Source organism: Kribbella sp. NPDC031520 (genome assembly GCF_055580825.1).
Map to the genome: position 1 here is coordinate 1,041,948 of NZ_JBVIKS010000002.1, position 20,818 is coordinate 1,062,765.

The 20,818-nt window shown below is 68.2% G+C and carries 17 protein-coding genes; 5 read left to right on the forward strand and 12 right to left on the reverse strand.

The window, feature by feature from the left end; genetic code table 11:
• Positions 1-3 precede the first annotated feature (3 nt).
• The 7 genes from ACZ5BU_RS13660 to ACZ5BU_RS13690 all read right to left on the reverse strand — a co-directional run bounded on the left by ACZ5BU_RS13660 (position 4) and on the right by ACZ5BU_RS13690 (position 9,062).
• Positions 4-999, reverse strand: coding sequence for an ABC transporter ATP-binding protein (locus ACZ5BU_RS13660; protein ID WP_465698635.1), 996 nt, complete (start codon positions 997-999; stop codon positions 4-6).
• Positions 999-2,000, reverse strand: coding sequence for an ABC transporter ATP-binding protein (locus ACZ5BU_RS13665; RefSeq protein ID WP_465698637.1), 1,002 nt, complete (start codon positions 1,998-2,000; stop codon positions 999-1,001). Before ACZ5BU_RS13665 ends, ACZ5BU_RS13660 begins: the two co-directional genes overlap by 1 nt.
• Entirely contained in the window at positions 1,997-2,890 is an 894-nt protein-coding gene (locus ACZ5BU_RS13670; protein ID WP_465698639.1) for an ABC transporter permease, read from the reverse strand. Before ACZ5BU_RS13670 ends, ACZ5BU_RS13665 begins: the two co-directional genes overlap by 4 nt.
• On the reverse strand, positions 2,883-3,809 hold the full coding sequence (locus ACZ5BU_RS13675) for an ABC transporter permease (RefSeq protein WP_465698641.1): 927 nt from the start codon (positions 3,807-3,809) through the stop codon (positions 2,883-2,885). Before ACZ5BU_RS13675 ends, ACZ5BU_RS13670 begins: the two co-directional genes overlap by 8 nt.
• Positions 3,806-5,389: a peptide ABC transporter substrate-binding protein gene (locus ACZ5BU_RS13680; protein ID WP_465698642.1), complete on the reverse strand. Its 1,584-nt coding sequence runs from the start codon at positions 5,387-5,389 to the stop codon at positions 3,806-3,808. The genes ACZ5BU_RS13675 and ACZ5BU_RS13680 overlap by 4 nt, the downstream gene beginning before the upstream one ends.
• 332 nt (positions 5,390-5,721) lie before the next feature.
• A complete protein-coding gene (locus ACZ5BU_RS13685; protein WP_465698644.1) occupies positions 5,722-7,470 on the reverse strand; it encodes an ABC transporter ATP-binding protein in 1,749 nt (582 codons plus the stop codon).
• Positions 7,467-9,062 (reverse strand): ABC transporter ATP-binding protein, encoded by a 1,596-nt coding sequence (locus ACZ5BU_RS13690; protein ID WP_465698646.1) that lies wholly within the window; start codon positions 9,060-9,062, stop codon positions 7,467-7,469. The genes ACZ5BU_RS13685 and ACZ5BU_RS13690 overlap by 4 nt, the downstream gene beginning before the upstream one ends.
• A 308-nt stretch (positions 9,063-9,370) precedes the next feature.
• Here ACZ5BU_RS13690 and ACZ5BU_RS13695 point away from each other — a divergent pair, with 308 nt between their 5' ends.
• Complete coding sequence (locus tag ACZ5BU_RS13695) at positions 9,371-10,576, forward strand: HNH endonuclease signature motif containing protein (protein WP_465698648.1); 1,206 nt, start codon at positions 9,371-9,373, stop codon at positions 10,574-10,576.
• Positions 10,577-10,812: 236 nt separating this feature from the next.
• Here ACZ5BU_RS13695 and ACZ5BU_RS13700 read toward each other — a convergent pair whose 3' ends face one another.
• Positions 10,813-11,784 (reverse strand): ATP-binding cassette domain-containing protein, encoded by a 972-nt coding sequence (locus tag ACZ5BU_RS13700; protein ID WP_465698650.1) that lies wholly within the window; start codon positions 11,782-11,784, stop codon positions 10,813-10,815.
• Between the two features lie 1,190 nt (positions 11,785-12,974).
• The gene (locus ACZ5BU_RS13705; RefSeq protein WP_465698652.1) at positions 12,975-13,820 is read right to left on the reverse strand and encodes a TIGR03619 family F420-dependent LLM class oxidoreductase; all 846 of its coding nucleotides are present in this window, start codon (positions 13,818-13,820) and stop codon (positions 12,975-12,977) included.
• Between the two features lie 71 nt (positions 13,821-13,891).
• Between ACZ5BU_RS13705 and ACZ5BU_RS13710 the strand changes: the two genes are divergently transcribed.
• Positions 13,892-14,791, forward strand: coding sequence for a LysR family transcriptional regulator (locus ACZ5BU_RS13710; RefSeq protein ID WP_465698654.1), 900 nt, complete (start codon positions 13,892-13,894; stop codon positions 14,789-14,791).
• 47 nt (positions 14,792-14,838) lie between these two features.
• On the opposite strand, the gene ACZ5BU_RS13715 is transcribed toward ACZ5BU_RS13710, so the two are convergent.
• A complete protein-coding gene (locus tag ACZ5BU_RS13715; RefSeq protein ID WP_465698656.1) occupies positions 14,839-15,456 on the reverse strand; it encodes a TetR/AcrR family transcriptional regulator in 618 nt (205 codons plus the stop codon).
• 79 nt (positions 15,457-15,535) lie between these two features.
• Here ACZ5BU_RS13715 and ACZ5BU_RS13720 point away from each other — a divergent pair, with 79 nt between their 5' ends.
• Entirely contained in the window at positions 15,536-16,162 is a 627-nt protein-coding gene (locus ACZ5BU_RS13720) for a hypothetical protein (RefSeq protein WP_465698658.1), read from the forward strand.
• The gene (locus ACZ5BU_RS13725) at positions 16,159-17,280 is read left to right on the forward strand and encodes a cytochrome P450 (RefSeq protein ID WP_465698660.1); all 1,122 of its coding nucleotides are present in this window, start codon (positions 16,159-16,161) and stop codon (positions 17,278-17,280) included. The genes ACZ5BU_RS13720 and ACZ5BU_RS13725 overlap by 4 nt, the downstream gene beginning before the upstream one ends.
• Here the strand turns inward: ACZ5BU_RS13725 and ACZ5BU_RS13730 are convergent.
• Complete coding sequence (locus ACZ5BU_RS13730) at positions 17,258-18,445, reverse strand: MFS transporter (RefSeq protein ID WP_465698662.1); 1,188 nt, start codon at positions 18,443-18,445, stop codon at positions 17,258-17,260. The genes ACZ5BU_RS13725 and ACZ5BU_RS13730 overlap by 23 nt on opposite strands.
• Before the next feature lie 79 nt (positions 18,446-18,524).
• Between ACZ5BU_RS13730 and ACZ5BU_RS13735 the strand changes: the two genes are divergently transcribed.
• Positions 18,525-19,394, forward strand: a complete 870-nt coding sequence (locus ACZ5BU_RS13735) for a LysR family transcriptional regulator (protein WP_465698664.1) — start codon at positions 18,525-18,527, stop codon at positions 19,392-19,394.
• 1 nt (position 19,395) lies between these two features.
• Here the strand turns inward: ACZ5BU_RS13735 and ACZ5BU_RS13740 are convergent, their stop codons facing one another.
• The gene (locus tag ACZ5BU_RS13740) at positions 19,396-20,778 is read right to left on the reverse strand and encodes an FAD-binding oxidoreductase (RefSeq protein ID WP_465698665.1); all 1,383 of its coding nucleotides are present in this window, start codon (positions 20,776-20,778) and stop codon (positions 19,396-19,398) included.
• Positions 20,779-20,818 lie beyond the last annotated feature (40 nt).

Sequence of the window (20,818 nt, forward strand, 5' to 3'; positions counted from 1 at the left end):
GCCTCAAACGGTTGAGTAAGCCGCCTGCGCGTCCTCCGCGAAGTGACACGAGACGAGCTGGCCGGACTTGATTTCCCGGAGCTCCGGAACCTCTCTGCTGCACCTGTCCTCGGCGCGTAAGCAGCGGGTGTGGAAGCGGCAGCCAGACGGGGGCAGCACGGGTGACGGCGGGTCGCCGGCCAGCACGATCCGCCTGCGGCCCTGACGGGCCAGACCGGGCTCCGCGGACAGCAGCGCCTGCGTGTACGGGTGGGCGGGTAGGCCGTACACCTGCTGGTGCTCGCCCAACTCGGCGACCTTGCCCAGGTACATCACGGCGACCCGGTCCGAGACGTGCCGGACGACCGACAGGTCGTGCGCGACGAAGATGATGCTCAGGCCGAGCTCACGCTGCAGCCGCATCAGCAGGTTCACGACCTGCGCCTGAACGGACAGGTCGAGGGCCGACACCGGCTCGTCGCACAGCAGGACGTCGGGATTCAGCGCGATCGCCCGCGCGATGCCGATCCGCTGCCGCTGCCCGCCGGAGAACTGGTGCGGGAACTTCGTCTCGTCCTCCGGCCGCAGACCGACCAGCTCGAGCAGCTCCCGGACCCGCTTCCGGACGTCGATCCCGCGCGAGACGTCCGGGTGCACCTGCAGCGGTTCGCCGACGATCTCGCCGACCCGCATCCGCGGGTTCAGGCTGGAGTACGGGTCCTGGAAGACCACCTGGACGTTCCGCCGCCACTTGCGCAACTCGCGGCCGCGGAGCTTGCTGACGTCGACGCCGTTGTACGCGATCTGCCCGCCGGTCGGCTTCTCCAGCGCCGCGAGCAGCCGGACCAGCGTCGACTTCCCGCAACCGGACTCGCCGACGATACCGAGCGACTCGCCCTTGCGCAGCGTCAGGTCGACGCCGTCGACGGCGCGGACGATGGTCTTCGTTCCGAAGCTCAGCGCCGGGCTGATGTCGTAGTGCTTCACGACATTCGTTGCCACCAGCAACTCGTCGGCCATTACACCGCCTCCCTCTCGGCGAGCGTCGTACGGCGGATGCAGGCCGCGTCCCGGCCGGGCGCGACCGCCAGCAGCGGCGGTACGTCGACCGCGCAGTCGTCGACCGCGATCGGGCAGCGGGTCCGGAACGCGCAGCCGGACGGGATCGCCCGCAGCGACGGCGGCGTACCCGGGATCGTCGGCAGCTCGCGGCCCTTCAGATCGGCCGACGGCATCGAGCCCAGCAGCCCTTCGGTATAAGGATGTACGGGATGCTCGAGCGCCTCGGCCGTCGCGGCCCGCTCGACGACGTGACCGGCGTACATCACCACGACGTTGTCGGCGACGTCGGAGACCACGCCGAGGTCGTGCGTGATCAGTACGACGCCCATGTCCCGCTCCTTCTGCAGTTCCGCGATCAGTTCGAGGATCTGCGCCTGAACGGTGACGTCGAGCGCCGTCGTCGGCTCGTCGGCGATCAGTACGTCGGGATCGAGCGCGAGCGCCATCGCCAGCATCACCCGCTGCCGCATGCCGCCGGAGAACTCGTGCGGGTAGTCCCGGACCCGCTGCGCCGCGGCCGGGATCCGCACCTGGTCGAGCATCTCCGCGGCCTTGGTCATCGCGTCCCGCTTCGACATCCCGCGGTGCACCCGGTAGCACTCGGCGATCTGCGTACCGACCGACTGGACCGGGTTCAGCGCGGACAGCGAGTCCTGGAACACCATCGTGATCCGGTCGCCGACGATCTTGCGCCGTTCCTTCACGGTCATCGCGATCAGGTCCGCGCCGCGGTACTCCGCCGTACCGGAGACGATCCGGCCGGGCGGCATCTCCAGGATCCCGGTCAGCGCCTGGGTGGAGACGCTCTTGCCGGAGCCGGACTCCCCCAGGATCGCCAGCGTCTCCCCGGCCCGCACCTGCCAGGACACCCCGTCGACCGCTCGTACGGCACCATGCGGCGTGTCGAACTCGACGGACAGGTTGTCCACCTTGAGCAGTACTTCGCCAGTCCCAGTCATCGCATCAGCTTCGGGTCGAGGGCGTCGCGGATGGAGTCGCCGATGATCATGAACGAGATCGTCATCGTGGAGATGAAGATCGCCGGCCAGACGAACAGGTGCGGCGTCTCCCGGTAGGAGGTCGCCACGCCGAACTGGGATCCCCAGGAGATCGACGGCGGCTGCAGCCCGACCCCGAGGAACGTCAGTACGGCCTCGAGCCCGATCAGGCCGCCGATCCCGAGCGTCGTCATCGCCAGCAGCGGCGCCATCGCGTTCGGGAACACGTGTTTGCGCAGGATCCGCAGCGGCGGCACCCCGATCGAGCGCGCGGCCAGCACGTACTCGCGGTTGCGGACCGAGAAGACCGTGGACCGCATGATCCGCATCCCCTGCGGCCACGCGGTGACCAGGATGATCGCGACGATGATCCAGATGCTGCGGTTCGGTACCGAGTTCAGGATCACGATCAGCGCGATCAGGCCCGGCAGCGCGAACAGTACGTCGGCCACCCGGGAGATGATCGTGTCCACCGCGCCCGGGAAGTACCCGGCCAGCAACCCGAGCAGCCCGGCGACCGCGAACCCGCCGAACCCTGCGACCAGGCTGACCAGCACCGACGGACGCGCGCCGTAGATCACGTTCGCGAAGTAGTCGCAGCCCTGGATGTCGAAGCCGAACGGATGCCCGGGCTCGCGACCGTGCTGGCTCTTGGTCAGCTCGCAGAACCGCGGATCCACCGACGTGAACAGCCGCGGCACCCCGGCCATCGCGAAGAACACGACCACCAGCACGAGGCAGATGTCGAACTGCGGTTTGCGCAGCAACGCCCACAGCAGCTCGCGGTTCGACAGGGTCCGGCCCTCGAGCTCCTGTGCCTCGGCCCCGAAGACCTGTTGAGTGTCAGACATTGCGCACCCTCGGATCGATCGCGCCGTAGACCACGTCGACGATCAGGTTGATCAGGATGAACATCAGGAACGCGAGCGTGGACAGCAGCACCACGACGCCACCTTCCTTGAGCTTGATCGCCTGGAACATGAACTGGCCGAGCCCCGGCAGGTTGAAGATGCTCTCCGCGAGCACGGCACCGGCAAAGATCCCGGCCAGGTCGATACCCATCAGCGTGACCACGGGCAGCAGTGCGTTCGGCAGCACGTGCCGCCAGAGGATGCGCTGCTCGCCGAGCCCCTTGGCGCGGGCAGTCTTCACGAAGTCCGAGCCGGTGGTGTCGACGATCGACGTCCGGGTCAGCCGGGCCAGGCCGGCGAACCCGGAGATGCCGATGCAGAGCGCGGGCAACAGGTACGACATCGGCCAGCCGTCCCGTACGCCCGACACCGGAAGCCATTTCAGCTCGACGCCGAACAGGTACTGCCCGGTGAAGTAGAGCACCAGACCCGGCACGGCCAGCACCACGAGTGTTGCCAGCAGCAACATTCTGTCGACGACGCCGTTGCGGCGGAACCCGGCGTACAGACCGAACAGCAGGCCGAAGATCCATTGGAACACCAGGCTCATCGACGCCAGCTTCAGCGTCACCGGGATCCGCAGCCGCAACTGGCCGGCGATGTCGGCACCGGCGAACGTGGTGCCGAAGTGGCCGGTGAGGATGTCTTTCATGCTCAGCAGGTACTGCACGATGAATGGATCGTCGAGGTGGAACTGTGCCCGCTTGGCGGCCAGCACCGCCGCCGGGATCGGCTTGTCGCCGGCCAGCTCACGCAGGGGGTCCCCGGGCATCGCGAAGACGAGCGCGAAGACCCCCAGCGTGACGACCAGGCCGATCGGAATCGCCCCGAGGACCCGGCGGAGGACGAAACGGATCACTTGAAGGTCGCCCAGAGTGCCGAGACGCCGGTGTACTTCGAGACGCGCGGCTGGATCTTGTCCGAGTGCAGGTACGCATTCGACTTTGTGTACAGCGGGATCAGCGGCATGTCCGTGAGCGCGATGTCCTCGGCCTGCTGGTACAGCTTGATCGCCTTGTCCGGGTCCGGCTCGGCGTCGCCCTTGGCCAGTACGGCGTCCAGCGCCGGGTTCGCGTAGTGGGCGAAGTTCGCGTCGCCGTTGGACTTGAACATCGGCGTCAGGTAGTCCTCGATCGACGGGTAGTCGTGACCCCAGCCGCTGAACCGCAGCCCGTCCAGCTTGTGCGAGTCGGCCAGCGTGGTGATCTCCGAACCTTGCTTGCCGGTGTACTTCACCTGCAGGCCGAGGTTCTGCCGGAGCATGTTGCCGATCGCCTCGGCGAAGATCTGCCCGGTCGCGGACGTGGTGTTGTAGTTGATGTTCAGCGCGCCGGAGAAGCCACCGGCCTCCTGGAGCAGCTGCTTGGCCTTGGTGGCGTCGAAGTCACAGGTCTTGCAGGCATCGGCGCGGTAGCCCTGCATGTCGGGCGCGACCAGGCCCTTGGCCGGCTCGGCCAGCCCGACCAGGTCGGCGAAAGCCTTGCGGTCGATCGCCTCGGAGATCGCGTACCGCAGCTTCGGGTTCTTGAACCGCGGGTCCCAGGCCGGGATCACCAGGTAGTTCGCGCCCGAGCTGACGCTGGTCACCCACTGGTCGGGTGCGTCGGTCTTGAAGCTCTTCACCTTGGTCGACGGGACGTCGGTGAAGTCCACGTTGCCGGCCAGGAACTCGTTGTACGCGGTGTCCGCGTTCGGGATGAACCGGTACGTGATCTGGTCCGCCTGCGGGATCTGCGGGCCCTTGTAGCCGTCCCACTTGGTCAGCTTCAGGTCGTCACCCGGGTTCCAGGCACCGTCCAGCTTGTACGGGCCGTTGCCGATCGGCTTGCGCTTGTACGCGTCCGGGTTCTTCCGCACCTCTTCGGGCAGCGGGGCGAGGCCCAGGTACTGCAAGGTCAGGCCGAACTGCGAGAACGGGACCTTGAGCTTCACCGAGAACGTCAGGTCGTCGATCTGCTTCAGGCCGCTCATCGCCTTCACGGCGGTCGGCTTCGGTGTGGCGCCGTCCGGGGTCGGCGGGTTCAGCGCGTCGTACCCCTCGACCTTGGAGAAGAAGCCGTTGTTCTTCCAGCCGTTCGAGCCCTCGGCGGTCATGTTCCAGCTGTCCACATAGTCCTTCGCGGTCAGCGGCTGGCCGTTCTGGAACGTGTTCCCGGCCTTCAGCTTGATCGTCCAGGTCTGGCTGGTCTTGTCCGGCGTGACCGAGTCGGCCATCACGTTCTGCAGCTTGCCGGTGTCCGGGTCGGTGGTGACCAGCGGCGCGAAGATCGCCATCGACACCCCGATCCCCGCGGTGCCGTTGTCGTTCAGCGGGTTGATGTAGTCCGGCGGGTCGGCCGAGACCGCGATGACCTCGCTCTTGGTCCCGGAACCGCTGCCGGAGCCGCTGCCTTTTCCATCGCCACACGAGGCGAGCACCAGCGCCAAGCCGAGTGCCACCCCCACTACCCCAGTCAGACGTCGCACGGTCTTACCAACTTCCTCGGCGGGAGGGCCGCTAGGCGGGCGGATCAAGCGTCATGTTTGCTGGTCGAAACTGCGCATGTCAACGTTGTCAGGCACAAAACGGCGGCGCGTAACTCAGGCGTTACTTTGCCAAGACCTCAGATGACCGCCTGCTTGACCGCGATGCTAGCGGTCACTTAATCAGATCAGCGTAGGAGAGTCATCTGATGACAGGTCAAGTCGAGTTCAAACCTTGACGGTGCTCACAATTGCGCACTGTTGAGCGCTTCGACGAACGCGCTGAGTGTTCGGCCGGCCGCGCTCGATCACCGGTAGCCGGCGGCTTGCAGGCTGTAGAGCTCGGCGTAGGTTCCGTCGCGGCTCATCAACTCGTCGTGGGTGCCCTGCTCGGTCACACGGCCGTTCTCGAGTACGACGATCAGGTCCGCCGCGCGCACCGTCGAGAAGCGGTGCGAGATCAGCAAGGTGATCCGACCGTCGGCGTGGCCGGCCCGCGCCTCGGTTGCCAGCCGGTCGAACAAGGCGGCCTCGGTCTGCGGGTCGAGCGACGCACTCGGTTCGTCGAGGATCATCAGCAGGGGGGCGGGCCGGACCAGAGCGCGGGCGATCGCGAGCTTCTGCCACTGGCCGCCGGACAGCTCGACGCCGCCCGCCCAGGCCGTACCGAGCTGGGTGTTTCTGCCGTGCGGCAGGTCGTCGACAAAGGTCGCTTCGGCTTTGATGATCGCTTGGTGTGTACGGGCTTCCGACTCGGTCAGGCCACCGACCGCGACGGCCTCGCCGGCGGTGAGCTGGTATCTGACGAAGTCCTGGAAGCCGGCGCTGACCTTCTCCCGGTATTGCCTGAGGTCCATCGCGGCGAGGTCGACTCCGTCGACGAGCACCTCGCCGGACTGCGGGCGGTGCATGCCGGTGAGGAGTTTGACCAACGTGGACTTGCCGGCACCGTTCTCGCCGACGATCGCGACCGTTCGACCGGCCGGCAATTCCAGTGTGACTCCGGCCAGGGCCGGGCGGTCGCCGTACCCGAAGGTCACGTTCTTCAGTTCGATGCCATGCTCGAGGCGGTCCGGCACCGGTTCGGTTCCTGTGTGGTGCTCTGCTTGTTCGGCGAGCCAGTAGTAGTGCTCGGCGGAGGTGCGGACGCGCAGTACGGATCCGGCCAGGTCGAGGATGCGAGTCGCGGCGCTCACCACGGCGCCGGCCAGCGCGATCGCCAGCGCCACGTCGCCCGCGGTCACGCCAGGCTCATGGAGGACGATGAGCAGCGCGCCGAGGTACGTGACCGGAAACAGCGACCAGCCGAGCGAGCCGAGCATGACCGACGTGAAGAGGGCCCGGTGTGCGATCCGGTTCGCCTTGCCGGCTGCTTGCCGGTGTTCCGACAGGAGCTCAGCTCCCAACGAGGCAACGTGAATCTCCTGCGCCGACGCGGGCGCGACCGACAGCATGAACAGTCGCTGCGCGAACCTGCGTTGCGGCGCAGCTTCCAGCTCGGAGTGGCGTCGGAGCAGCTCGGCTCGGCGGCTCAACCACAGGGCGGGAATCGCGACAAGCAGTGTCAGGGCCAGCACAGGTTCGAGGTTCGCCAGCAGGACCGTACTGATCACCAGCTGCGCAACCATCAACGGAGCGACGAACGGAAGCGTGACGCTGTCACCGAGTTCTGATGCCTCGCGCCGGAGGGCCTGCAGGCGGTCCAGGAACTCGGGCCGCTCGAAGTGGTCGATCCGAGGCGCGTCCGCAGCCAGTCGCAGTACCCGCCGCTCGGAGACGAAGCTGGAGCGCTCGCGCATCCGGACGGTCGCCCAGCGGTACCCGATCGGCGCCACCAGCACCAGCGTCAACGCGACGACGACTCCGATGCCTCCGGCAACGACCTGCCTCGGCTCACCGGACACCACGCCGTCGACCAGCGGCCGTACAGCGAGCGCGAACAGCAACGGGCTGACGAAACTCGACATCGTGACGACGGTGTAGAGGACGAACAGCCCCGGGCCGATCTCCCATCCGAGCCCGACCAGGAGCCGGGCCGTGGCGACCCACGACCTCATTGCTCGGCTCCGAAACGTGCTGCCTGCAGGCGGAACATCCGGGCGTACGTCCCGTCCAGCTCGAGCAGTTCGGCGTGCGATCCGTGCTCGATCACGCGGCCCTCGTCGAGTACGACGATCGAGGACGCCTGCCGGACGGTCGAGAAGCGGTGTGAGATCAGGATCGTGGTCAACCCCGCGGTCAGCTCGAGGAAACGCCGGTACAGGTCGGCCTCGGACCGGGCGTCCAAGTGCGCGGCAGGTTCGTCGAGCACCAGCACGGAAGCGCCGTCCTGCACGGCGTACAGGGCGCGCGCGAGAGCCAGCCGCTGCCACTCGCCACCGGACAGTTCAACGCCGCCGTCGTACTCGGCCGAGAGAATCGTTTCCCACCCGTTCGGCAGGGCCTGTACGACGCTCGTTGCCCCGGCGCGGTCTACGGCGGCGTCAGGCGACGCGTCGCGGCGGCCGAAGCGGACATTGGTGTAGGCCGACATCGGCAGGCGGAGAGGCTGCTGGAACACCACGGCCAGGCGGCGCCGCCAGTCGTCGAGGTCGAGCTCCGACAGCCTGGCGTCGTCGATCGCGATCGAGCCTCGCGTCGGTTCGTACAGCCCGCAGAGCAGCTTGACGAGGCTCGTCTTTCCCGCACCGTTCGCACCGACGACCGCGAGCGACTGTCCGGCAGGGATCACCAGGTCGAGGTCCCGAAGTACGTCCGTACTACTGCCTGGATAGCTGAAAGACACGCCACGAAAGGAGATCTGGCGCTCCGGCATCGCGGTCGCCGGTCGAGTTCCAGCCGGCGCTTCGGCGGGTGCAACCGCACGCAGCGCATCGTCGTACCTCCCGAGGGTTGCCAGCGCGAGCTCGGTCTGCAGGCTGCACCAGGACGACTGCTGGATGCCGCCGAGCGCAACCATGAACGTCTGTACGTACGTCGCCGTCGCACCCGCGTGAAGGTGCCCGTTCAGCGCCGCGCGGACCACGAGCACGACACCGCCCAGTACGACGATGCCGAGGACGGCGGTGGCGATCAGCGGGCGCCGGCCCGGACGTCGCAGGACGCGCTGCATCGTCTCCAAGTAGGTCTCACCGTGGCGTGCGACGACGTACTCCTGCAGGCCGAACAGCCGGATCTCCTTGGCTGCGGGAGGTGTGGTGCCGAGCTCGTCGAAGTACTGCATCCGTCGGGCGGACTCCGTCGCGCCGTAGTGGTGGCCGGCCTCCGCACGGGAAGCCACCTTGTCCTCGTAGGCCGCCCAGACGCCGGCCAGCAGCAGAGCCGCGCCGAGCCACCAGGAGAAGCCCGCCAGGATCACGCCAGACGCGATCAGGACGATCCTTCCGGTCGCCAACCCACCGATCGTGCCGGCGAGCCGACCCGGTCGTGCCCAGTCCGCCCGCAAGGTGTCCCGCCCGACCTCCACCAGACTCGCGGTCTTCGCATCCTCCAGGTGCCGTACGCCGCTCGGCGCCAACACCGCCCGCATCAGCTGCTGCTGCAACGAAACGTCGACCCGCTCCCCCAACGCCGTCGCCGACGCCCGCTGCAGCGCACTGGCAAGCCACTGCAGCAACAAACACCCGGCAGCGACAACTGCCCAAGCCACGGCCCGGCCACTTCCAATGCCCGCAACAACCTGCCCGATCGCCAGCGCCGTTCCAACAGGCGCCGCAGCCGACAGAACGACGGTCGTGACCACTAGCAAGCAAAGGCCCGGCCCTGCTCGCCACGCGACTGACACGAATCCCCGAAGTCCGGTCACAGGCCAAGTCAACACCTGCCAAGGTCCACGCGGCTATCAGCGTTCGATGGTTCGGCGGTGTGATGTTTGTTCCTGTGGACAACCGGAAATCCCTTGCACACAAGGCTGTTCTGGGTCGAAATCTGTCGGATGTGAGGTCTAGGGTCGACGGTATGGAACTCCTGGACATGCGACCGGCCTGGTCGATGAGCGGCGCCGAGATGCTGACCGCTCTCGACCAGTTGCAGGCTGAGCGCACCAGGATCGACGCCCGTCGCCTTGAGCTGCTGGCCGCGTACGACGCGATTGGTCACGCCAAGGACCTCGGCGCCCGGGACACCGTGCAGCTGTTGTCGGTCCGCCACCAACTGGATCCCGTCGACGTCCGCCGCGATCTGAAGCTCGCCAACGCGCTGCCGAAGTACCCGACCGTCGCCTCGGCCCTTACCGGCTCGTCCGACCACTCCGGCTCGCAACACCTGAACCTGGCTCAGGCCGAGGCGATCGTGTCCGCCCTGGAGAAGGTCCCGGCCACGGCCAGGGTTCCAGCCGAAGACCTGCAGGTCGCCGAGGACGAGATGGTCACCGCGGCACAGCTCCTGTCGCCCGCCGATCTGCGGGTGCTCGGCAGAGAGGTTCGCGAGCGCCTGGACACCGATGGCCGGCGCCCTGACGACGACTTGTCCACGCGAGAGACCTTCTGGTTGAAGAACGCCGACAGTGGCGTCACCTTCGGCGGCTATCTCGCCGACGAGAACGCCGAACTCCTCCGGACCTTGATCTTCGCCGGCGCCAAGCCGCACAAGACCACCGAGGGCAAGTGCGACCCACGTCCGCGCAGCAAGCGGCAGGCCGATGCGCTCACCGCCATCCTCGCGGCTGCGGCCGGGACCGGCTCGGCCGTGCCCGGCCATGGCGACATCAAGCCGCACATCACGGTGACGATCGACCTCGAGGACCTCAAGCAGGCCACCGGGACCGGTGCTCTCGTGTACGGCGACTTCCTCTCCGCAGCCGCCGTACGACGGCTCGCCTGCGACGCCGGGGTGATCCCGCTGGTCCTCGGCTCGGACTCCGAGCCGCTCGATATCGGCACCGAGGCACGCTTCGTCACCCGCGCCATCCGCCAAGCCCTCAACAACCGGGACAAAGGCTGCATCGCCTGTGGCGCGCCCCCGGCAATCTGTGAAGCCCACCATGTCATCCACTGGGCCGACGGCGGCCCGACCGCCCTAGACAACCTCGCACTGCTCTGCAAACGCGACCACATCAACCTCCACCAAGGCCGCATCACAATCTCCTTCCACAACGGCCACCCCACCGTCACACGCCCATCCTGGTCCGACCCCGATCCCCCACCTGCCCGCCAGTCAGCCTGACTCCCCGCGCCCGCCTCGCCCGCATGCTTCCCGCGACGCGAGCCACTCACGGGCGCCCTCAAGCCGCCGGCCGCGCGCTCGCAGCCCACTGCCCGCACAACACAACTACTCGACACAACACCGGCGCGCGACACAAGCCAGGCGCTGGTACACGACCGGCGCTGGTACACGACCGGCGCTGGTGCACGGCCGGCGCTGGTGCACGGCCGCGGTGCTACAAGGCGGGTCTAGTTCGGCTAGTTGTTCGGGGTTTGGTCTGCGAAGAGTTGGGCGAAGCGCCCGTTTGGTTGGGCGATCAGCTCCGGGTAGGTGCCTTGCTGGACTACCTTTCCGGCGTCTACGACGTAGATGCGGTCCATGGCGCGGAGGGTCCGGGCGCGATGGGATACGACGATGGTGATGCGGCCGCCGCTGGTACGGCGGAGGTCGGTGAAGATCTCGTGTTCGGCCTCGGCGTCGATTGCGGAGGTCGGTTCGTCGAGGATCCAGACTCCGGCGTTGCGCAGCCGGATACGGGCCAGCGCGAGCCGTTGCCACTGGCCGCCGGAGATCCCGGTGCCGGACCATTGTTGTCCGAGCTGCGTGTCCAGCGGGAGTTCGGCGGCGAACGTACCGGACAGCGCCGCACGGATCGCCCGATCTTCGACCTCGTCCGGCGTACCGAGATCGACGGTGTCCCGGAGCGTGAACTCGAAACGCCCGAACTCCTGGACCAGCAGGCCGAAGTGCGCGAGCCGCTCGTCCTCGGTCATCAGGTTCGCGGCCCTGCCGTCGATCAGCACCTGGCCGCAGTCCGGCGCCAGCGCGCCGATCAGCACGTTGATCGCCGTCGACTTCCCCGTGCCGTTCGCGCCGACCAGCGCGACCAGCTCACCTCGGCGCGCCTCGATGCACACGTTGTGGAGTGCGGGGGCGGCCGCGCCCGGATACCGGTAGGTGACGTTGTCCAAGGCAACGGAATCGACCTGGTGAACGACCTCCCGGCGCGGCCGCACCGGTACGCTCCGCACGAACCACCGATAGATCGCAGCCTGCGGAGCCGCCGTGACAATGCTCCCGAACGCGTACCCACACTGCCGGATCGCGTTCAGTCCGGTGATCGTCCCAGCGACCGCCGCGGCCGCCCCACCGGTTCCACCGGCCCCATCGATCCCACCGCCAGTCCCACCGGTTCCCCCGCCGGCCGCCCCGCCGTGTACGAGCGCCATCAGCGCGCCGCCGAGAGCAGTACGGTGACGAGCGCGGCGACCGGCTCGGACGCCACCAGTACATGCGCAGCGGTGCTCGGAGCCGTGATGTCCGCAGAGTTGTCATCAGCTCAGATCAGTCGGTCGGGTCGAAGCTAGACTCTTGTTATATGGGTCGTGAACTGAGCCGCGAGCCTGCGGGCATCCTGTGGGTGGGTGGTCCGGCGGCGGCGGGTAAGACCACGGTGAGCCGTCTACTCGCGCGGAAGTATGGATTTCTTTGGTACAGCGTCGATGCTCATGCATTCGCTCATGAGAAGCGCGCCGCTGCGGCCGGGCTTCACGTCCTGGGTAGTGGGCCTGGAGACTTTGATCGCCGGCCGATGATCCTGGCAGACATCGAGTCCCTGCCCCTGGATACCTCGGTCATCGTCGAAGGTGCATTCGTCACTCCCGAGATGGCTGGGATCGACGAGAACGCAGTGTGGCTGATGCCGTCGAGGGAGGAACAGCTCGTACGACTGGACCACAGGCGGCCGGGCAGTGACCACAGAGGTCAGATCTGGGGCTGGGAGCTGGTGCGGAGCCAACTCGAGGGAACCAGCGCAAGTGTCATCGTGGTCGACGGCCAGACGGTCGAGCAAACAATCCTCGCAGTAGAGCAGAGGTTCGGCCCGCTGCTTGGATCCTGGCCGGCCGCGCGCACCGCCGGTGAGCGGCAGTCTTTGATTCGTGTCAGTAACCGCCAACTCGCTGATCAGGCGGCCGAAAGACTGCGATTGGGACGCAACCAGGAAGACGGACACCACGCCGTCTGCGTCTTCGACTGTGAGTGCGCACAGACAAATTGCACCGAGGTGGTCGAGCTCGCCGTCGACGAGATCCCGAATGTGCTCACCCAGGCGGCCCCCTTCAATTTTCGCAGCGGGACACTACACCTCAACCTGACGGGTTACCCCTCAGCGCAGGACCTCCCAGACACCGTCGGCCGGGGTGATGCGTACAGCGTCGATCAGCGAGTCGCGGGCAGTACGGTACGCGTCGAGCACGGGGATCCTCTTTCACGCATGGCATGCGGGACCGCGCCGGGGTTCCGGCGGGTCGGCCGCAAATTGCGTGTCATCCCAGCAAGCGGGTCCTGCCCGTGCGCCCAGGGATCCAGTGGCAGATCGCGTGTGACGTCTCGCGACCGTCTACCGACGTGTTCGGGTCTAACGGCGTGTTCGGCTCCGGCCGATCAGGTCCCGGCCGGTCGAGCGGATCAGGTCGTCGAAGTCCGAGCCGTCCTCGGTGGTCGGTTGCAGGATGAGCCGATCGACTCCGAGTGCGGCGTACTCGTCGGCGGTCGCGGCATCGACCGCGCCCGGCGGGGTGATCGTGATCTCCAGCGGACCGAGCTCGGCCGGCCTGGTGGCCTCGAGTGCGCGGAGCTCGGCCAGCAGCTTCGCGGTTTCGGGGACGTCGAGGTAGACGCCGTACCAGCCCTTCGCGGCGGTGATCGCCCGGCGCATCGCCTGCTCCGAATGGCCGCCGACGACGATCGGCGGGTACGGGCGCTGCACGGGCAACGGGAGCTGGGAGACGCGGTCGAACGTCACCGTCCGGCCGGCGAAGCTCGCGATCGGCTCGGTCCAGAGGACCTGCATCGCGGTCAGGTACTCGTCCGTGCGGGCGCCGCGGCCGGCGAGTGTCGCGCCCAGCGCCTGCAGTTCGCGCTCGACGTACCCGACGCCGATCCCGACGTCGAGGCGGCCGCGGGACAGGATGTCGAGGGTCGTCAACTGCTTGGCCAGCAGGACCGGCTGGCGTTGTGGCAGCACGATGACGCCGAGCCCGAGCCGGATCGTCGTGGTCACCGCCGCCAAGTGGCTGATGGCAACGATCACCTCCAGCCGGGGCTGGTCGCCGCCGTCCTCGGCCGGCAGGGCGAGGTGGTCGCCGACCCACAGCGACTCGAAACCGGCCGCCTCCGCGAGTTGCGCTCGCCGGACCAGTTCGCCGGGCTCGACGCCCCGGCCGCGGAACAAACCGTAAAGACCGAACTTGAGATTCTGCACGGGGTTCACGGTAGGAGCGGATCCGACATGCAACAAATGAAATGATTGGATGCCTGACATACAGTTTGCGTATGGATCTCGAAGGCCTGGCCGTCTTCCGCGAAGTGGCCCGTCAGGGTTCGCTGACCGCGGCCGCGGCAACGCTCGGATACACCCAGCCGACGTTGTCGCGGCAGTTGTCCGCACTGGAGAAGGACGTCGGCGTGCTGCTGTTCGACCGGCTGCCGCGCGGGGTGCGGCTGACCGAGGCCGGCCGGTCGCTGCTCGCCCATGCGGAGGCGGTGCTGGAGCGCGTGCAGGTCGCCCGGCGGTCGCTCGACGCGCTACGCACCCTCGACGCCGGCCGGATCCGGCTCGGAGCCTTCGAGACCGCGGACGCGAACCTGGTACCACGGGCAATCGCTGCCTTCCGGGCCGCACATCCACGCGTCGAGTTGACCCTGCTCGAGGGCAACAGCAGCGACCACGTGGAGCGGCTGTGTAGCGGCGAGCTCGACCTCGCCGTCCTCAGCGCCTATCCGCACCAACCACTCGACGGCAGCAGGCTCGAGCTGCATCACCTGATGGACGACGCGTTGCTGGTCGCGCTCCCGGCCGGGCATCGGCTGGCGAAGCGCCGGAGCCTGCGGTTCGCGGAACTCGCCGCGGAGGGCTGGGTCGAGGGATTCCCGGACAGCCTCGCGACGCTGCGGGAGGCGGGCCGGCGAGCGGACCTGGTGCCGCGGCTCGACTTCCCGGTCCGCGAGTGGACCGCCAAGCTCGGGTTCGTCGCCGCCGGTCTGGGAATCGCGCTCGTCCCTCGACTGGCGGCCGCTGCTGCCCGCCCGGGCCTCGCCCTGGTGCCGCTGCGGGCGGCGGATGCGCCGGTGCGGACGGTTCTGGCGGCGACCTGGCGTGGCGTCACCGACTCGCCCGCGGTCGTGGCCTTCCTGCCCTACCTCGAACAGGCAGCGAAGGACCTCAGCGGCTGAAGGCCGTGGCGTCCTGTCTTGAACGGGCCCATCATGACCAGCTCAAGCTAGCTCCGCGGGAGGAGTTGGGTCACCAGGGCGTCCGCGGTCCATCGCTCCCAGCGATCGGCGTCCCAGCCGCGACGAGCGGTCAGCAGGTGGTACAGCTCGGGACTCAGCAGGGCGAGCGTGATGTCGGTCGCCATCGCGGCGTCGAGACCTTCGCGCAGTGCGGTCTTGGCCGTCAGTGCCGTGATCATCCGCTCCATAACGACGGCGCGTTGGGCGTTGTTGGTCTCCCAGAGCTCATGGATCTCGGGATCCGCGGTGGCCGCGTGCGCGACGACCTGGAGCACCGGAGCAACTCGCTCGTAGACCTCGCGGGAGAACCTGGCCAGGGTGCGCAACTGCGCCACGGGATCCGGATCCTCGAGTGCCGCCACTACGGCCGGACGTTCCAGGTTCGGCACGGGCTCGTCGTCGCCGGCCACGGCCACGTCGAGGAGTTCCGCGAGCAGGGCTCGCTTCGTCCCGAACGTGAAGTACAGCGTCTGCACGGCCATCCCGGCCTCGTCGGCGATCGCCTGCATCGAGGTCGCGGCGTACCCACGGGCCGTGAACAGCGTCTGGGCCGCCACCCGCATCCGCTCCCGGTTGGCCTGGGTCTGTTCCGCTCGTCGCGCCATGAACAAGAGCATACTCGATTGACTAGAGTCACCCACTAGTGGTTCGCTAGTGGCTCACTCTAGTGAAAGTAGATCGACGATGACCACCACCGAAACCGCACCGACCGGCCCGCGCCGGCAGTTGCGTACGACCGCCCGCCTGACCGCCTTCACCGGCGGCCCGCTGTTCTGGCTCGGCACCCTGCTGCACCCGGCCCGCGACGGCTGGAGCATCGCGGCGGTCGGCGAGCGCTACGGACTCACCCACGACATCCAGGCGCTCGGCCTCGGCCTGCAGGTCGTCAGCCTGGCCAGCATGATTGCGCTGAGCAACCAACGCCGCGACCTCCGGTCCTGGTACGCCGCGATGACCGGCACACTGTTCTGGTTCGCGCTGATCATCTTCGACGGCTCGCACAACCCGGTGCGGGCGGAGTACGCGCCGAGCATGGTGCACGAGCCGGCCGACCTGAACACCCCGGCCGCGTTGATCGTCTTCCCGGCATTGCTGATCTTCCCGCTCGGCTACGTGTGGCTCGCACGGACGCTGAGCCGCCGCGGCCTCCGAGCGGCAGGCCTGCTGCTCGGCGTCGGCGCGGTCGCCTACACCGTCGGCGGCCTGTTCATCTTCACATCCGGTCCGCGCTTCGGGCTGATCCAGATCTTCGAGGTGGCAGGCGCGACGCTGTACGCGACCGGCTACGTCCTGCTCGGTCGCCGCGCATGAACGGGGCCGAGATCCTCCAGCAGCTCCTGTCGCCTGCGGGCCGCATCGCCCCGTTCCCGCTGTACGCCGCCGCGCACCGCCTCGGCCCGCTGCTTCCGGTCACCGACGACATCTTCCTGGTCGTCGGGTACGCCGCAGCGAACGAAGTACTGCGCAACCCGGCGTTCGAGATCCCGGCCGAGCCGTCGAGCCAACCGTCGCTGGAGTTGATGCAACGCTCGATCCTGCGGACGAATCCACCCGATCACGGCCGGATGCGTTCGCTGATCTCCCAGGTCTTCACACCGCGCCGGGTCGCGGAACTACGGCCCGCGATCGAGTCCGCGGTCGACGACCTGCTCGAGGGTCTTCCCGCCGAGGTGGATTTCATGGACCGGTTCGCCTTCCAGCTTCCGGTGACCGTGATCTGCGAGCTGCTCGGCGTACCGGCGTCCGACCGGCATCGTTTCCGCCCGCTGGCCTCGGACCTGACGGCAGCGCTCGAACTCACCGACGAGTCGGACGCTTCCGCGGACGCGGCGGCCCGCGAGCTCGGTGCGTACTTCGCCCACCTGATTGCGGATCCGCCACCCGGCGGTCTGGTCGCCGCGCTGGTCGCCGCCCGGGAGCGGCTGTCCGACGAGGAACTGCTCGCCAATCTGATCCTGCTGCTGGTGGCCGGCTTCGAGACCACCACCGACCTGCTCGGCAACGGTCTCGCGATCCTGCTCCGGCAGCCCGAGCTGCCGACGGATGCGGCGTTCGTCGAGGAGGTACTGCGGTACGACTCCCCCGTACAGGTCACGACCCGCGTCGCCCGGGACGGCTCGACGATCGCGGGTACGCCGATCCCGGCCGGCAGCAATCTCGTACTCCTGCTCGGCGCGGCCAACCGCGACCCCGCACGCTTCCCGGACCCCGACCGGTTCGATCCACAGCGCCCCGGCAACAAACCGTTGAGCTTCGGCGCCGGTGCGCACATCTGCCTCGGCAACAGCCTCGCCCGGTTGGAGGCCACGATCGCCTTCGACCGCTTGCGCCGCTTCACGATCGAACCGAACGGCGAACCGGTCCGGCGGGATCGGCTGGTCCTGCGCGGCTACCAGACACTGCCCGTCAAGCTGTCCGGCGCCCACTGACAAGGGTGACGAGCAACGAGGCGGCGGTGAGCGCGATGCCGAAGTACATGACGCTGTTGATGCCCACATGGTCGGCGAAGAGGCCGCCGAAAAGTGCGCCGAGGGCGATGGACGTGTTGTACGCCATCGTGTTCAGCGACATGGCCGCTTCGAACGTGTCGGGTGCTGCTGCCTGGGTGAGGTTCACCTGGCACAGCTGTACCACGCCGAACGACATGCCCCACAACACGAGCGTGACGACCTGGCCCGCCGGCGAATGGCCGACAACCAGCAACAACAGCAGAGCCGCGGTGACACCGGTGCAGCCGATCATGAACCCGCCGCGGACGTTCCACGCCACGATCCGGCCGCCGAGGAAGTTGCCGACGGCACCTGCCGCGCCGTACGCCATCAGAACCGCGGTGATGAACGCCGGGCTCGCGGACGATTCGCCTTCCAGATAAGGCCGTACGAAGGTGTACGCGCCGAAGTGCCCGAGCACGAACAGCATCACCATCACCATCACGAGCCGGAGTCGCGCGTTACGCACCGGCAGGGCGAACACCGCGCGGACCGGCACCGCGTTGTCCGACGGCAACGACGGGATCGCGGCCACCACCGCGATCAGCACGAGCAGGCTCAGGCCCGACCAGATCAGGAAGGTCGTACGCCAGTCGGTGCGGCTCTCGAGGAAGATCCCGAGCGGGATGCCGACCACGGCCGCGACCGAGATACCGGACATCACGGTCGCAGCCGCCCGCCCGGCATCGCGGGGCGGCACGAGACGCATCGCCATGCTGACACCGATGGCCCAGAACACCCCGCTCGCGAACCCCATGCACAGCCGGGTCGCCAGCATCAGCGGGAAGTTCGGCGCGACCGCGGTCACCAGGTTCCCGACGGTCAGCACCGAGAGCAGTACCGACAGCAGCACGCGGCGGTTGACCCGCCGGCTCCACGCGACGATGAACGGGACGCCGAGGCCGGCCGAGACGCCGTACAACGTCACCATCAGGCCGGCGACGCCGACCGGGACGCTCAGGCTGCTGCTCAGCGGGGTCAGGAGGCCGACAGGCATCAGTTCGGTGGTCAGGAAGACGAACAGGCTGGCGGTGATCGCGGCGACCCCGAGCCACGATCGCGCTGTCGAAGCCCGCTGTTCGGTGAGGACAGATTGGTTGGTCACCCTGGCAGTTTCCGGCCACGACGATCGATGAGTCCAACACATGTTCGTCACCGCATCGATCGTGATTCAAGATAGATCCATGGAACTCCAGCAACTCCGGTACGTCGTCGCGGTCGCCGAGACGAACAGCTTCACCCGGGCCGCGGAACGCTGCCTGGTCGTCCAGTCCGCGCTCAGCCACCAGATCGCCCGGCTCGAACGCGAACTCGGCGCCCGCCTCTTCGACCGCACCAGCCGACGCGTCGCGCTGACAAAGGCCGGTACGGCGTTCCTCCCGGCCGCCCGGCAGTGCCTCGACGCGGCCGAACGTGCCGCCGCGGAAGCAGCCGCGGCGGTCGGCATGGTCCGAGGACGACTCGCCGTCGGACTGATCCCGACCGTGGCCGCGGTCGACATCCCCGCCGCGCTGCGGGACTTCCGGCGCGACTACCCCGACGTACGGATCTCGATGCGGGTCGGCGCGAGCGAGAAGCTCGCCGAACAGGTCAAGGAAGGTCTCCTCGACGTGGCTTTCCTCGGTCTGCCCACCAGCATCCGACCGCGCGGCGTGGAGGCGCGTGAACTCGCCCGCGACCGCCTGGTCGCGGTGGTACCGCCCGACCACCCGCTGGCCGGACAGCCGACCGTCACCCTCAAACGGCTGGCGAGCGAACCGTTCGCGGACCTACCGCCCCGCACGGCCGGTCGCCTGCAGAGCGACCAGGCGTTCGAAGCCGCGGGACTTGTCCGCGACGTCGCGTTCGAGGTCAGTACCGCCGAACTGATGGCGCGGCTCGTCAGCGAACGGCTGGCGGTCGCGTTGTTCGCGTCGACCTACGCACCACAGCTGACCGGGGTCGCCACCGTCGAGATCGAGGACGCGCCGGGCCGGATCGAGTACGTGGTCTGGAGCGCGGCCGGCCGCTCGCCCGCTGCGACTGCCTTCTTGACCCTGCTCGGCATCGAATGACTCAGCAGGGTGGGATGTTCTGGTTGAGGTGGAACAGATTCCCGGGATCGTACTTCTGCTTGAGCGCCGTCAACCGGTCGTACGCCGTCGCGCCGTACGCGGAACGGATGCGGTCGGTGCCCTCGTCGGCCAGGAAATTGACGTAGACGCCGGACTGGTGCGGCTCCATCGCCCGCCACGAGTCGCGCACCCACTCGCGCTGCTCCTCGAAGCCTTCTGCTCCGAGCGTCGCACCGACGAAGTTGAACGTATGCCCGGAGGCTCGGCCGCCGAAGGCCGTGGCATCGGCAGGCACCCGCGCGATCGCACCACCGAGATGGAAGATCGGGTACGCCGTGTACGGCGAACTGATCGCGCGACCGCGCGCCGCGGCGATGTCGATGACCTCGTCGGTCAGCTCGCCGACGTCGCAGGAGCGCATGTAGTACCAGCGACCGTGCGGGAAGCTCGGGTCGAACATCGCCTGCAGGTCCAGGTACGGCATCGCGGTACACAGATCCAGCAACGGTGGCGCGAAGGCCCTGAGCGGCGCGACCGCCTTCTCACCGTCCCCGACCGGACCGGCGTAGCAGGCGACGACGCCTACCACCGGGCGGCCGTGCAACTCGGCCGGGACGGTCGGCAACGCGGGGAGCCGGCGGTGCATGATCGCGGTGGTCAGCTCGTCGGGGATGCCGGTGATCCAGTCGCGGTAGAAGTGCAGCAGTTCCGGCGACCGTTCCATCGGCCATGCCACGAAACCGGCGTGGACGACCGGCCCGACAGCGTGCAGCTGGAACTCGAACTCCGTGACGATGCCGAAGTTCCCGCCACCGCCCCGGATCCCCCAGAACAGGTCGGCGTTGGTGTCCTCGCTCGCGGTGACCAACTCACCCTCGGCGGTCAGGAGGCCGACCGACAGCAGGTTGTCGATGCTCAGCCCGTACTTGCGCATCAGCCAGCCGATCCCGCCGCCAAGGGTCAACCCGGCCAGACCGGTGTGGGTAACGATGCCGGACGGCGTCGCGAGGCCGAACGCCTGGGTCGCCCGGTCGAGTTCCCCGAGCAGTACGCCCGCCTGTGCGCGCGCGGTACGCCGTACCGGATCGACCTGGATGCCCTTGAGCAACGCGAGGTCCAGCAGGATGCCGCCATCGCAGGTCGAGTGGCCGGGGAAGCTGTGGCCGCCGCCGCGGATCGCCACCGGCCCACCGGTGCGGCGCGCGTACGCGAGCGCGGAACGGATGTCCGCGACCCCGGTACAGCGAGCGATCACCCCGGGCCGACGGTCGATCGACCCGTTCCAGACCTTCCGGTGCTCGTCGTACGCCGGATCGCCCGGTTGCACCAGCTCGCCGCGGAAGTCCTCGCCGAGCGCCCTGATCTCCGCTGTGGTCGTACTCATGACCCACCCCAAGCCTCCCCCAGGCCCGTTGCCAGTGTGC

Coding starts and splice junctions, on each gene's coding strand:
- ACZ5BU_RS13660 (WP_465698635.1), bottom strand. CDS start 999: ATGGCCGACGAGTTGCTGGTGGCAACGAATGTCGTGAAGCACTACGAC.
- ACZ5BU_RS13665 (WP_465698637.1), bottom strand. CDS start 2,000: ATGACTGGGACTGGCGAAGTACTGCTCAAGGTGGACAACCTGTCCGTC.
- ACZ5BU_RS13670 (WP_465698639.1), bottom strand. CDS start 2,890: ATGTCTGACACTCAACAGGTCTTCGGGGCCGAGGCACAGGAGCTCGAG.
- ACZ5BU_RS13685 (WP_465698644.1), bottom strand. CDS start 7,470: ATGAGGTCGTGGGTCGCCACGGCCCGGCTCCTGGTCGGGCTCGGATGG.
- ACZ5BU_RS13695 (WP_465698648.1), top strand. CDS start 9,371: ATGGAACTCCTGGACATGCGACCGGCCTGGTCGATGAGCGGCGCCGAG.
- ACZ5BU_RS13700 (WP_465698650.1), bottom strand. CDS start 11,784: ATGGCGCTCGTACACGGCGGGGCGGCCGGCGGGGGAACCGGTGGGACT.
- ACZ5BU_RS13710 (WP_465698654.1), top strand. CDS start 13,892: ATGGATCTCGAAGGCCTGGCCGTCTTCCGCGAAGTGGCCCGTCAGGGT.
- ACZ5BU_RS13715 (WP_465698656.1), bottom strand. CDS start 15,456: ATGGCGCGACGAGCGGAACAGACCCAGGCCAACCGGGAGCGGATGCGG.
- ACZ5BU_RS13720 (WP_465698658.1), top strand. CDS start 15,536: ATGACCACCACCGAAACCGCACCGACCGGCCCGCGCCGGCAGTTGCGT.
- ACZ5BU_RS13725 (WP_465698660.1), top strand. CDS start 16,159: ATGAACGGGGCCGAGATCCTCCAGCAGCTCCTGTCGCCTGCGGGCCGC.
- ACZ5BU_RS13735 (WP_465698664.1), top strand. CDS start 18,525: ATGGAACTCCAGCAACTCCGGTACGTCGTCGCGGTCGCCGAGACGAAC.
- ACZ5BU_RS13740 (WP_465698665.1), bottom strand. CDS start 20,778: ATGAGTACGACCACAGCGGAGATCAGGGCGCTCGGCGAGGACTTCCGC.